At 41.5% G+C, this 12,373-nt stretch carries 18 protein-coding genes; 11 read left to right on the plus strand and 7 right to left on the minus strand.

Annotated elements, in window-relative coordinates:
• Positions 1-61: 61 nt before the first annotated feature.
• Positions 62-589 carry a CotY/CotZ family spore coat protein gene (locus tag LG330_RS07525; RefSeq protein WP_404408733.1) on the minus strand — a complete coding sequence of 176 codons (528 nt, stop codon included), beginning with the start codon at positions 587-589 and terminating at the stop codon, positions 62-64.
• 147 nt (positions 590-736) lie between these two features.
• Here LG330_RS07525 and LG330_RS07530 point away from each other — a divergent pair, with 147 nt between their 5' ends.
• The 7 genes from LG330_RS07530 to LG330_RS07560 all read left to right on the plus strand — a co-directional run bounded on the left by LG330_RS07530 (position 737) and on the right by LG330_RS07560 (position 3,880).
• The gene (locus tag LG330_RS07530; protein ID WP_404408735.1) at positions 737-1,162 is read left to right on the plus strand and encodes a sporulation protein; all 426 of its coding nucleotides are present in this window, start codon (positions 737-739) and stop codon (positions 1,160-1,162) included.
• 12 nt (positions 1,163-1,174) lie between these two features.
• A complete protein-coding gene (gene spoVAC, locus LG330_RS07535) occupies positions 1,175-1,633 on the plus strand; it encodes a stage V sporulation protein AC (RefSeq protein ID WP_404408736.1) in 459 nt (152 codons plus the stop codon).
• Complete coding sequence (gene spoVAD / locus LG330_RS07540) at positions 1,634-2,647, plus strand: stage V sporulation protein AD (protein ID WP_404408738.1); 1,014 nt, start codon at positions 1,634-1,636, stop codon at positions 2,645-2,647.
• A gap of 1 nt (position 2,648) precedes the next feature.
• Positions 2,649-3,005: a stage V sporulation protein AE gene (gene spoVAE, locus LG330_RS07545; protein ID WP_404408740.1), complete on the plus strand. Its 357-nt coding sequence runs from the start codon at positions 2,649-2,651 to the stop codon at positions 3,003-3,005.
• Between the two features lie 61 nt (positions 3,006-3,066).
• Positions 3,067-3,183, plus strand: a complete 117-nt coding sequence (locus LG330_RS07550) for a YjcZ family sporulation protein (protein ID WP_039808466.1) — start codon at positions 3,067-3,069, stop codon at positions 3,181-3,183.
• A gap of 56 nt (positions 3,184-3,239) precedes the next feature.
• A complete protein-coding gene (locus tag LG330_RS07555; RefSeq protein ID WP_404408742.1) occupies positions 3,240-3,494 on the plus strand; it encodes a stage VI sporulation protein F in 255 nt (84 codons plus the stop codon).
• Between the two features lie 95 nt (positions 3,495-3,589).
• Entirely contained in the window at positions 3,590-3,880 is a 291-nt protein-coding gene (locus LG330_RS07560) for a hypothetical protein (RefSeq protein WP_404408744.1), read from the plus strand.
• A gap of 38 nt (positions 3,881-3,918) precedes the next feature.
• Here the strand turns inward: LG330_RS07560 and LG330_RS07565 are convergent, their stop codons facing one another.
• From LG330_RS07565 to LG330_RS07575, 3 genes are all read right to left on the minus strand, one after another.
• A complete protein-coding gene (locus tag LG330_RS07565; protein WP_404408746.1) occupies positions 3,919-4,350 on the minus strand; it encodes a GNAT family N-acetyltransferase in 432 nt (143 codons plus the stop codon).
• Positions 4,350-4,865, minus strand: a complete 516-nt coding sequence (locus LG330_RS07570) for a YjcG family protein (protein ID WP_404408748.1) — start codon at positions 4,863-4,865, stop codon at positions 4,350-4,352. Before LG330_RS07570 ends, LG330_RS07565 begins: the two co-directional genes overlap by 1 nt.
• An 83-nt stretch (positions 4,866-4,948) precedes the next feature.
• Positions 4,949-5,683, minus strand: a complete 735-nt coding sequence (locus tag LG330_RS07575) for an alpha/beta hydrolase (RefSeq protein WP_404408749.1) — start codon at positions 5,681-5,683, stop codon at positions 4,949-4,951.
• Between the two features lie 343 nt (positions 5,684-6,026).
• Between LG330_RS07575 and LG330_RS07580 the strand changes: the two genes are divergently transcribed.
• The 4 genes from LG330_RS07580 to LG330_RS07595 all read left to right on the plus strand — a co-directional run bounded on the left by LG330_RS07580 (position 6,027) and on the right by LG330_RS07595 (position 10,352).
• Complete coding sequence (locus tag LG330_RS07580) at positions 6,027-6,578, plus strand: phosphatidylglycerophosphatase A (protein WP_404408751.1); 552 nt, start codon at positions 6,027-6,029, stop codon at positions 6,576-6,578.
• Between the two features lie 219 nt (positions 6,579-6,797).
• Entirely contained in the window at positions 6,798-7,769 is a 972-nt protein-coding gene (locus LG330_RS07585; RefSeq protein ID WP_404408753.1) for a TAXI family TRAP transporter solute-binding subunit, read from the plus strand.
• A gap of 80 nt (positions 7,770-7,849) precedes the next feature.
• On the plus strand, positions 7,850-8,371 hold the full coding sequence (locus LG330_RS07590) for a DUF1850 domain-containing protein (protein ID WP_404408754.1): 522 nt from the start codon (positions 7,850-7,852) through the stop codon (positions 8,369-8,371).
• On the plus strand, positions 8,364-10,352 hold the full coding sequence (locus LG330_RS07595) for a TRAP transporter permease (protein ID WP_404408756.1): 1,989 nt from the start codon (positions 8,364-8,366) through the stop codon (positions 10,350-10,352). The genes LG330_RS07590 and LG330_RS07595 overlap by 8 nt, the downstream gene beginning before the upstream one ends.
• Positions 10,353-10,400: 48 nt before the next feature.
• Here the strand turns inward: LG330_RS07595 and LG330_RS07600 are convergent, their stop codons facing one another.
• From LG330_RS07600 to LG330_RS07610, 3 genes are all read right to left on the minus strand, one after another.
• The gene (locus LG330_RS07600) at positions 10,401-10,808 is read right to left on the minus strand and encodes a hypothetical protein (protein WP_404408758.1); all 408 of its coding nucleotides are present in this window, start codon (positions 10,806-10,808) and stop codon (positions 10,401-10,403) included.
• Between the two features lie 658 nt (positions 10,809-11,466).
• Positions 11,467-12,144, minus strand: a complete 678-nt coding sequence (locus LG330_RS07605; RefSeq protein ID WP_404408759.1) for a hypothetical protein — start codon at positions 12,142-12,144, stop codon at positions 11,467-11,469.
• Complete coding sequence (locus LG330_RS07610; RefSeq protein WP_404408761.1) at positions 12,144-12,362, minus strand: hypothetical protein; 219 nt, start codon at positions 12,360-12,362, stop codon at positions 12,144-12,146. The genes LG330_RS07605 and LG330_RS07610 overlap by 1 nt, the downstream gene beginning before the upstream one ends.
• Positions 12,363-12,373 lie beyond the last annotated feature (11 nt).

Below are 12,373 nucleotides of genomic sequence, written 5' to 3' on the forward strand. Positions count from 1 at the left end.
TAAAAAGACATCCTGTAATCAGGATGTCTTTTTGCAGAGAAAGATCAGGGAGAAACCCTAATTAGTCACAAATCCCAAGGTTTACGTCTTTAATACACTGAACCGCACAGAAGCAGCTCAGGTCAACAGTTACACAGCTGTCAGTAGAATCAAAATCAACTACTTTACAAAGCTTGCTCAGCTTAATTTTAGTACCGCATTCGTTCAGAAGGTCAACTTCTTTGCCATCATGGTCTCTCGGCTCAAGTACCCGAAGTGTAGCACAGCATCCATCAAAAATTGATTCAACTCTGAAAAATACTGAGATGCAATCATGATCTTTAAAGTCAGTGTCCTTATAAAATGCATGGAACGGTGACCCATCTTTGGTTTTCAGCGTAAATACGCGTGTATCTGCCCGGCGTCTTCTAGAAGGCGCAACCAGATCCCCAAGCGGCTCTAAAAAACAATCTGTTAAGCACGGCTGACAATCAACATCAACAGCATTGTCCTGGATATCTTTTATCGCACGTACAACCTCACATACACAATTACGGTGGTGGTGATGATCGCCTGCTCCGCCGACTTCATTTCTTTTGCCACAACTCATTTTTTCTCCTCCTTTACTTGAATTCTATATACTTTATTCAAGCCGCACGTCAGGAGAGTGGTCATTTGCCGTGTTTTTTAAAATTAGGCATAAAACCTTCAGAGTAAGACAAACTATGTCTATTCCGAACGGCAAAGAGGCGATTCGATGAAAAAGTTTATTTTACCGGCGATCTGCTTAGTTTTATTGTCCGGCTGTGCTGCGCTTGAGCAGACTGGACCTGTCCATGTCAAAATTCATGATAGTGAGAACGGTACGATCAAAGAGGTTGCAGAACATATAGAGGACACTAAAGAGCTGTATGATTCTGTTGTAGTAGCTGCAGATTCAACGCTGGTTGTCAGTTATAAAGTAAAACACCTCCACCGCTTTCAAATGAAAGAAATTGAAAAAGAAATGAAAGCCTGGCTCGAAGAGAAGTATCCGAATAAAGAAATCGTGCTTTCAAGTGATTATAAAATCTTTCTTGAATTATATGACCTTTCAGATAAGTGGGCGTCCAACTCATTAAGTGAGAAAGAAGCGATGGATGAAATTGAAAAGATCATTAAATTGAAAAAAGAAATGACGTAAGAGGTGATGAATGTGGCTGATATATGGGTCAGGCAGTCGAAAGATGCTGCAGAACAGAATGAGATTAAAAGACCTGTACTGATAAACTGTCTAAAAGCATTTTTAGTAGGTGGTTTTATATGTACGATCGGACAGGTTGTGACGCTGTTATTAATTAGCTATTTCCCCTTTACCGAACAAACCGCAGGAAATCCAACAGTAGCGATTATGGTGTTTTTCTCAATGCTGCTTACAGGGTTTGGTCTTTATCAAAAGCTCGGTCAGTTTGCCGGAGCGGGAAGTGCAGTACCGGTAACAGGGTTTGGTAATGCTGTTATAAGTGCTGCAATTGAACACAGAAGTGAAGGGCTGGTACTTGGAGTCGGGGGAAATATTTTTAAGCTTGCAGGGTCAGTCATTGTATTTGGTGTTGTATCAGCTTTTTTTATTGCACTTGTAAAAACAATTCTGATTCAGATAGGAGTCATCTGAATGAAAACATGGCATTTTTACTCGCATCCATCAATCATATCGTCTGCAGTAGCAGCAGGTCCTTTTGAAAAAAAAAGTCCATATTCAGCTTCGTTTGATACTTTTTTTGAAGATTTATATATGGGTGAGAAAACGTTCGAAAAAGCACAGCGGAAATTAATGGAGACTGTTTCAAATAAGGTGCTCGAAAAAGTAAATATGAAGAGAGAAGACGTTGATTGTTTCATTTCGGGCGATTTGATTAACCAGATTACACCGAGCAGTATAACAGCAAGAACGTTAGAAATCCCTTACTTAGGAATTTTCAGTGCATGTGCAAGTTCTATGGAAGGATTAGCATTAGCAGCAGCGCTTGTAGATGGGGGATTCACAGAGTATGTATTAACTGGAGTATCAAGTCACAACGCAGCAACAGAAAAACAATTCAGGTATCCAACTGAGTATGGTGGACAAAAGCCGCCTACAGCACAATGGACGGTTACAGCAGCAGGTGCAGTCCTTGTTAGTGGCAGTCGTGAAAACTCTATGGCATATATAGAAAAAGCAACTATTGGCAGAGTCCAGGATATAAATGTCACTGATCCCTTTAACATGGGAGCTGCCATGTCACTTGCCGCAGCAGATGTCATTGAGAGACACCTGAAGCAGTGCGGTGAAACACCGGAGGATTACGATTACATTATTACTGGAGATTTAGCTGAGATCGGTCATGCGACTGTAAAGGATATATTGAATAAAAAACATATTCATTTAACAGATGAAAAATTTTTAGATTGCGGAAAACTGATTTATGAGGGGATTGAAGAGGTGATGGCAGGAGGAAGTGGTCCGGCATGTTCGGCTGCTATGGTGTACAGTTACTTTTTAAATCAATTAGCTTCGGGTGCTGTCAGCCGAATTTTAGTCGTGGCAACTGGCGCGCTCTTATCTCCACTGACCTTCCAGCAAAAAGAAACCATTCCCTGTATCGCTCATGCTGTATCGCTGATCAGTCCAATAAAAGGAGTGAAATAGGATGATCCCAATGTTTTTCTGGGCATTTGTTGTCGGTGGATTGATTTGTGTAATTGGACAATTAATGATGGATGTGTTGAAACTGACGCCTGCACATACGCTCAGTGCGCTGGTCGTCAGCGGGGCGCTGCTCGAAGCGTTTGGATTATATGAACCGCTTATCGATTTTGCAGGAGCAGGGGCAACCGTTCCAATCACTTCATTTGGCAATGCACTGCTGCACGGTGCAATGCAGGAAGCAGAGAAGCACGGCATTATTGGCGTCATGACAGGCATGTTTGAAGTCACAAGCTCAGGTATCTCCGCAGCAATTATTTTCGGGTTTATTGGTGCACTTATATTTAAACCGAAAGCCTGAACGTATGCCCACTCTTTCTATATATCTTCTACATAGAATATAGAAGTCAGGGGGTGAAGGTATGTACGGCAACTGTGGATATGGCAATTATGGCGGGTACAATGGCGGCTCTACGTTTGTGCTGATTGTTGTGCTTTTCATTCTGTTAGTTATTGTTGGCGCGAGCTTCTACTATTAAGCGCGAAAGCCACTCCGGTATGGGGTGGCTTTTGACAATCAAAGGGAGGGTTAAATATGAATGATGCTTTTTTTAAAAAGATAGAGAATAAAACCGGGGTTAATATGGATCAGATTTTTGCGCTTGCCAATGCTTTTCAGCACGCGGATTTCAACGATGAACAAACCGTTAAAAAGCTGGTACGTCAGGTAGCATCAGCTGCAGGGAAACCAATTACTAAAGAAATGGAAGAAAAAATTGCGAAAACAGTTACAGCAAAAGGGGAAAAACTTGATTATCAGACACTGTCTAATATGATTAATAAAAAATAACCCTTATAAAAATCAGCTAATGTTCGAAAAGTATATCAGGAAGTTTAATTTTATGTAAAAAAGGTAATATTAAATAGTATTCGGAGGTGATAAGAATGGGCTATATCGCACCAGTAAATCAGCTGCAGTACCAACAGTACGCCGAGAGAGTCACAATGAAGGATTACGATCCGTACTACTTAACGCCTGTTCAAAGAGTCAATCCGCTTCGCAGATCTGACAGAGATTTTGAAGAAGAGCTTGAGGAGAAATTGGACAGAAAAGCTAAGAAACGTGAAAGTGATTTTAAAAGCGGTGATGCGCCTATCTTTCACATCCAGACAATTCCACCACATCTGATTCCAAAGGTAACAGGTAAAGGACAGAACTTTAATGCATCTATTTAAATAGTATAAAAAGCAGCTGCGATCATGCAGCTGCTTTTTTATGATAATTGTAAGTCTTTTTGCATCGTGTAATGGGGAATACCGGCATCCATAAACTCATCAGAGATAACATGGTAGCCAAGTTTTTCGTAAAAGCCAAGTGCATGTGTCTGTGCATTCAGGATCAAAGCCTGAATACCTGAATTTTTTGCATGCTGTTCAATCTCTGTCATTAATAGAACGCCTGCGTGCTTCCCGCGAAGTGTTTTTAACACACACACTCTTTCAACTTTCCCTTTTCCATCCTTCATTCTGAAACGACCGGCACCTGCCGGCTGATTTTCAGAATAAAGAACAAAATGGGCAGCGGTCTGATCAAAATGATCAAGCTCTAATTCTTCAGGGACCTGTTGTTCTTTAACGAATACCTCTTTTCGTACCTGGTATGCATCCTGCAATTCCTCATCTGTTTCAACATTCTTTACAAACATCAGCTGTCGCCACCTAAACGATAAGTTTCGTATACAGTCCATGACCCGTTTTCAAGCTGGTATAACAAATGGAAACGGTCAACAGTTTCTTCATGATCAACGCCGGCCATTCTCAGTGAACCGTATACATCTGAATGTTCATCATTAGACAGCTTCTGGGCGATGGTGATATGAGGAACGAATGAATATTGTGATTTCCCGCCGAAATCACTGCTGTGAAGGGCTTCATAAAGATTCATCAGTTCAGGTACAGCATCAACCTTCATGTAAATAACATTATTTACAGGCTGAAATGAGCTGATTTTATATGCTCTTAATGTAAAAGGCTCTGCATGATTAGCTACATCACCTAACTTTTTTGCAATTACATTAATCTCATCATCTGTTGCATCAAATGGCTCTTTAAGAGTCAAATGAGGCGGAATCAGTGAATAGTGCGGATCATAGCGTTTCCTGTAAGAGTTAGCAAGATCCTGTAATTTTTTTGAAGGGAATACTGCGATACCAAACTTCATTATTGTCAACCTCCTCTTTAACGTCATAAAATAATCAGTTTCTCATACAATTATATCAGACAAATAGTTGAATATTGCGTCGTTTAATAAGAAGTTTTTCTAAACATTTTTTCCATTACACGAGCCAGATCAGGCTGCCAGTATTTCCATGAATGCTCACCGTTAAATTCATCATAAAACACACTGTAATTTTTATCTTTCATTACCTGATGAAGTTCTCTGTTAGGCTCAAGAAAGTTTGCTTCCGATCCATTGGTCGTTTTAACTGAAGTTTCACCGGTCCCGATAATGTGGTAAAAATTAATCAGCTGAACATCAGTGAATTTTTGTGCATTCTCAATGACATCCTCATTCACCAGAGGGGACTGCATAATGACACGCCCAAAAGTGTTTGGATATTTCAAAGCTGCCTGGAAAGATACAGTACCTGCCAGTGAATCGCCGATTAAGGCCCGTCCAATACCGATGTTATAGGTAGGGTACTGGTCATCTATGAAAGGTACCAGCTCTCTTGCAATAAAGCGGACATAAGCATCATGCTGACTGCCGCCCGGGTGATATTTTTCATAGCGGTCTTTTACATTTTTATAGGGGACCCCTACAAAAATCAGATTTTCAATTTTTTCATCTTCATTTAACTGATCCAGCAGTCTCGGCACACGGCCAAGCTGGAAATAATCCTTTCCATCCTGAGCAATCAGCACCGTGTATTTATATAAAGGCGAATAGTTGTGAGGAAGATAGACCAGTAAATTCATTTCTTCCCCGAGCGCCTCACTGTATAGCTGATGTTCTTTTACTGTTCCTGTCTTAGGCATCAGAAATCCTCCCTGTTACAAAAAAAGTTTGAAGCGTTTACAAATAGATTGTATCATATCAGTCTATACAGTTATCAAATTCTACTTTCCGGTATAGTTAAAACCTGATCGTTTGAATCGATTAAATATAGGCTTTGTTTAAGTGGGCTGTTGATTTCCACTTCAGGGGGACGCTTTCCGAGGACGAACGCTCAAGCCTCCTCAGGCAGAAGAGCACTGCCTTCCGGGGTTTTTCACGATCGTTTTTCCGCAGGATTCCCCCTGCAGCGAGAATCACCAGCTGTGCAGAAACAACATTAATCTTAAACAAAGCTTAAATACAATGACTAAAGGAGATTTTATGATGAAGAATAAAAACGACAGAGTCCATTCGCATGATGTGACGCAGGCAGCTCATAATGTATTAATTGAGCGGGGCGTTACCATTAATGATATTGCAGAAATCGTCTATGAAATGCAGGGTCCTTATAATGAAAAACTAAAGCATGATGAGTGTATTGAGAGTGTTGAAAAGGTTTTGCTGAAAAGAGAAATGCAGCACGCGATCCTTGTTGCAGTTGAACTGGATCGGCTTGCAGAGCAGAAAAAGCTTTCAGAACCGCTCCAGTCACTTGTCGAAACAGATGAAGGCCTTTTTGGTGTAGATGAAACAATTGCACTCGGGGCTTCATTAGGTTATGGCAGTATTGCTGTTACAACATTCGGTCATCTTGATAAGAACAAAATCGGCATTATTGAAAAGCTTGATACAAAAAGAGGCGGAGGAATCCATACGTTTCTTGATGACATGGTAGCAGCGATTGCGGCAAATGCATCTTCAAGACTTGCACACAGGCTGAGAGATATTGAAGAAAATCTGCCGAAAAGTGAAAGAAGAATTATAGAAGACGAATAATACTATACAAAATTTATACAAACCCTCCCATGAAATTGCAATCTTTTTTACATGAGATGTCATGAATGTCATGGAATAGATAGCGTTTCCATAATTGGTTTATCAGTATTTGCAGAAATAATAACCAGATACAAAATGATTTAAGTTTGACACAAATGTAATATTGCGTGATAAAATAGTATACGTAGTTATGCAATTTTATAAGGAGGGGGAACTACTTTGAAAAACAAAAAGTTTTATTTAAGTATGATATTGCTACTGGCAGTATCAATGATTCTTGCTGCCTGCGGCGGGGATGACAGCGGCAGTGGAGATGGTGAAGGCGGTTCTGAACAGCCTGAGTTTATCAATATCGCTACTGGCGGTACTGGCGGTACATACTATCCGCTTGGTGGAACATTTGCACAGCTGATTGAAGATGAAACAGGGATTACTACAACTGCTAATACTTCAAACGCTTCAGCTGAAAACATGGCAATGATCGATAACGAGGAAGTTGAAATTGCGTTTGTTCAAACGGATATCGCTTCTTACGCTGTTGAAGGTACACAAATGTTCGATGCACCAATCGAAACAATCCAGGGGCTTGCAACGCTTTACCCTGAAACAATTCAGATCGTAACAACTGCTGATTCAGGGATTGAATCAGTTGAAGACCTTGCTGGTATGACTGTATCAGTTGGTGAGTCAGGTTCAGGTACACGTCTGAATGCTGAACAGATTCTAGAAGTTCACGGTATGTCATTTGATGATATGGACGTTCAAAACCTTTCATTTGATGATTCTACAACTGGAATCCAGGATGGATCTATTGATGCGGCATTTATCACTGGTGGCACGCCAACTGGAGCTGTAGAAGGACTTGCTGCTCAGGTTGATGTTGTTATTGTACCAATCGAAGCTGATATGGCTCAGACACTGATGGATGAATACCCATTCTATTCAGAGGATGAAGTCTCTTCAGGCACTTATGGTCTTGAAGAAGCAGTTCCAACTGTAGCTGTTCAGGCGATGCTTGCTGTATCTTCTGAGCTTTCAGATGATGTAGTTTATGACATCACAAAAGCAATCTTCGAAAACACAGACTCTATTACTCACCCTAAAGGTGAATTTATTACTGTTGATACTGCACTAGAGGGAATCGGAATCGATGTACACCCGGGTGCTCAGCGTTACTACGACGAGCAATAATACACCTTTGAATGAAATATGATGTGGCAAACAGGTCCCAAAAGGACCTGTTTGCCCATTCTTATGGAGTTGTAAATGAAATGCAGAAGAAAAAAATGATTCCTATTGTGGTCATTGTGATGACAGGAGTATTTTTTGCTGCTGTATTTCTGCCATTCAGACAAGCGATCACATTTCACCACCAGCAATCAGGAGAACTGATCAGCTATATCCCCGTATCAGACGAAAACAGTTTTCAGTTAAGCTATACACATTCTATTCATCAATCAGAAGTGATTGATTATTACGAAATCACACAGCAAAACGATGTAAAACAAGTGGCACTCGAATATGAAGATATGGCAATTGGTATGCCATCAAATGCCATGTACGAAGGCGAAGAATTTGTTGAAAAAGATGGGAAGTACAGGATCGAAAATATGAATCGGGTATTTCCATCTATTAATCTGCATACAAGTCAGGTTGTAGTCAGTCATGTATTTCACTATCGTGACAAGGATTATGCCCTGCATGACTATATTGAGCCTGGAACATTTATTATAATATCTATTAAACAATTAACATTGATAGAGTTATTGAGAGGAGTTGGAATGGATGACTGAGGATAAAAACAAAGCTGAACTGGAGCATAAAGATGAAGAACAGTTTGGCGAAAAAGAACAGAAGGATCTGCTGGCAAAATATGATCCGGATTCGAGAACGAAACAGTATGAAGGGATCCTGAATTGGGTCGTCTTTATCGGACTAATCGCATTCTCTGTTTTTCAGATCTATGCTGCCGTTACACAGTCAATTCCAAGGCAGACGCTATTATCTATACACTTAGGTTTTGCACTTACTTTAGTATTTCTTCTTTTCCCTGTTTCAAAAAAGAAGGTTGGACACAATAAACTCACATGGTATGACAGTATTCTGGCGCTGTTATCAATTTGGGTAGGTGCCTATTATCCGCTGAATGAAGACCGGATTGTAAATACAATCGGTTCAATTTCACCTCTGGATTTCTGGACAGGGCTGATTGCGATTCTGTTAGTACTTGAAGCAACCAGACGTGCTGTCGGTCTTCCAATCATGATCATCGCAGTGACCTTTATGGCATACGCTTTATTCGGTCCTCAGATGCCGGGCTTCCTGCGTCACCGAGGGCTTGACCTGGAAGGTTTAGTTAATACAATGTTTATTTCTTCAGAAGGTATATTTGGTACACCATTATATGTATCAGCAACATTCATCTTCCTGTTCCTGTTATTTGGAGCTTTCCTTGTAAAAACGGGAATTGGGCAGTACTTTAATGACCTTGCCGTGGCATTCGCGGGTAAAGCAGTCGGTGGACCTGCTAAAGTAGCGATCTTCTCGAGTGCGATGCAGGGAACAATCAGCGGTAGTTCTGTAGCAAACGTGGTAACGTCGGGTTCATTTACAATTCCGATGATGAAACGGCTTGGTTACAGAAAAGAATTTGCCGGTGGTGTAGAGGCAGCCGCTTCTACCGGTGGACAGCTGATGCCGCCGATCATGGGTGCGGCAGCGTTCCTGATGGTTGAATTCATTGGCGGCGTTACGTACTGGGAAATTGCCAAAGCTGCTACAATTCCTGCTTTATTATATTTTGCAGGTATCTGGATCATTACACACTTTGAAGCTAAAAGAATTGGTCTGACAGGATTACCTGACTCAGAAATTCCAAAAAAATCTGTAGTGCTAAAAAAGATTTATTTATTAACTCCAATCTTTGCAGTTATTTTCTTACTGCTTGATGGTAATTCAATTATTAGAGCAGCATTGTATTCAATCGTGATTACAATACTGGTCAGCATGATCCGTAAAGATACACGTATTAACATCAGAAAGTTTTTCGATGGACTCGCAGATGGTGCGAGAACTGCGTTATCTGTTGCTGTGGCAACAGCCTGTGCAGGTATTATTGTAGGGGTTGTTACACGTACAGGACTTGGTCTGAAGCTTGCTAACGGACTTGTAGACCTTTCTGGCGGGATCCTGCTGTTGACGTTGTTCTTCACAATGTTTGCAGCGATTATACTTGGTATGGGATCACCAACCACTGCGAACTATGTGATTACAGCAACAATCGCAGCACCAGCCTTGATCCTGCTTGACGTTCCACCGCTGGCTGCTCACTTATTCGTATTCTACTTTGGAATCGTGGCTGATATTACACCACCGGTAGCGCTCGCGGCGTTTGCCGCCGCAGGGGTATCAGGCGGGGAGCCGATACGAACCGGGATCAATGCCGCCAAGCTAGCCATTGGCGCATTTATCATCCCATATATGTTCGTTCTTTCTCCTCAGCTGCTGCTGATTGATACAAATGCAGGGGAAATTACATTATCAGTCGTAACGGCACTTGCCGGCATGACAGCAATTGGTGCAGCAGTAATTGGTTACTGGTACAGACCGGTACATCCAATTGAAAGAGTTCTTGCACTGACTGCAGGACTTATGCTGATTTACCCTGAGGGCATCACTGACCTGCTTGGTGCAGGGCTGTTTGTTGCACTGCTTGTTCTTCAGTTTGTATGGAAGAGAAAAGATAAAGATAATCTTCAAACTGCAAAAGCATAATAAAAAGCATCCCGGCGTCGGATCTTTCTCCGATCCCTGGATGCTTTTTTATGATGAATGCGAATGTTTTTCGCCTAACCTTGTTGCCCAGGATTCACACCAGAAGGAATCATAAGGTTTTAAGGGTGACCCTTTTTTCATTCTATATGCCCGGATGTGGTAGCGGAAAGCTGAAGGGATCGTTACAGCAAATGGCATCAATGGACCCAGGTAAAGGTTCTGAAAGCAGTGACCGTACTCGTGGGATTTCAGCCTTTCAGAAGCATCTTTTTGAACAAAAAAGAACCCTCCAAAATTAACGCCTCCCCATTTTTCTCCCGTTTCAAAATAAACCGCCTGATTGAACAGCTTCGGTTTTTTCCCTGAGCATATGAAAATCAATGAAATGAGTAGACCGGGAATATTAATTAATAAACCCCAGGTTAACTGAATCAGCCAGAATAGATAAATATTCATATGATCTCCTTTTCAGCAGGATCAAGGATAGCTGTATTTATTTGCTTATCCCCATTTTACCGATTAGATCCCACTTTGTCAGCGCATGAAAAAAAGCACTTTCATAAAAGTGCTTTTCAGATGACCTGTGAGGGACTTGAACCCCCGACCCCTTCCCTGTCAAGGTGAAAGGAACCCAGATTTATCAGTGAGAGCGTGTCACTCAAGCATTTGACCTCTTGAGAACGCTGTACAGTTTTTAATTTACAAGTCCATTGTACAGCGTTCACCTAGAAGGTGTCAAGAGTCCACAAGTAAAACCCTGTGAGGGGGCAAATCACCAAAGGGGAAAGACCAGTGAAGTTTTGTTGGTTCCCATAATTACCACCTCAGTGAATCCTCTGTTGTACTTGTCAAGCTCCCTGTTCACAAGGTCTCTTAACTCCTGAGAATCTTGCACATCAGTGGTAATGAACATAACAAGCTTGTTTGCAAATGTCCATGAGCTTCTTACTTCCAAAAGAATCACCTCTGGGGGAAGATAAAAGAGCCAGCCTTATAGACCAGCTCTCTAGGGTTTGTTGTTAAGGTAAACCATCAAGGTTGACTCTCAAAGCTCCAGTTCTTGTTGAACCTTCAGCACCTTGTTTGAACCAACCAAAGAGGGTTTAGCTCTCAGTTAATTTAGCGGTTGTTTATCCTCTTCTTCATCCTCGTAATTATCAGCAAAAGCCAACAAATCAGCAACCGCTTGAGCTGTCTTGTGAGTGCGTCTCTCAGCGTCTGACTTCTTTACCCATCCCATCTCTTTACAAGCTTTCATCAAGTCCATAAGGGGTTTAGCTGTATGCTTTGAACCTCTTTCAAGTCTCCCTGAATTGAGCAAACGGAAATGGAGTATAGCGTCATGTAAGAGACCCTCAAGAATCACATCACCAATGCCAGACTCTACTTCATAGTGGCTTCTTACTTCTTGGTCTAACCAAGCCATGAAGCGTAACTCCCCCTCAGTGAGTGACTCAATGAAGTTCCCCTTTTCAGCGTAAAGACCATGTACCATGGGAGCTGTAGGTCTCAAGTTTTGAAGCTTCTTGAGCTTTGACTCTTCAGAGACATTTTCATTCCCCAAAGCCCCATGGAGGGAACAGCGGTTTTTCCCCTCAACAACTGGTCTCAAGCAAGCTGTGTAGTTGCCACCTCTCTGACCTAATGCGAAACAAGCTTCAGTCCTCTTACCAAGTTCTCCCCAAACCTTTTTAGTCTCAGGAGAGTGGCGGTCTTTGTTAGCTTCAACCTCCATTTCCTGAACCTTCAAGAACAGCTCAGGGAAATCTCTTTTTAGTTCATTCCTTTTCATTACTCTTCACCTCCTAGGTCTAGCTCGTTGCAATCCTTAACGAGCTGGTCTATCATGCTCCCTTCTGGAATTGTTGGAGCAAAGCTCTCAAGGGCAATCATCAAGAACTTTGTTCCTTTCAACTCTTCCAGTTCATCCATGTAATTCATAAACAAGAAGAAGCTGTCCTCATCAATGGCTTCCTTCATTCCATTCAAAATCTCTTCTAATCTATCCATCTATATCATCC

The organism is Jeotgalibacillus malaysiensis (assembly GCF_044789845.1).
In the GTDB taxonomy this organism is placed as follows: Bacteria; Bacillota; Bacilli; order Bacillales; family Jeotgalibacillaceae; genus Jeotgalibacillus; species Jeotgalibacillus malaysiensis_A.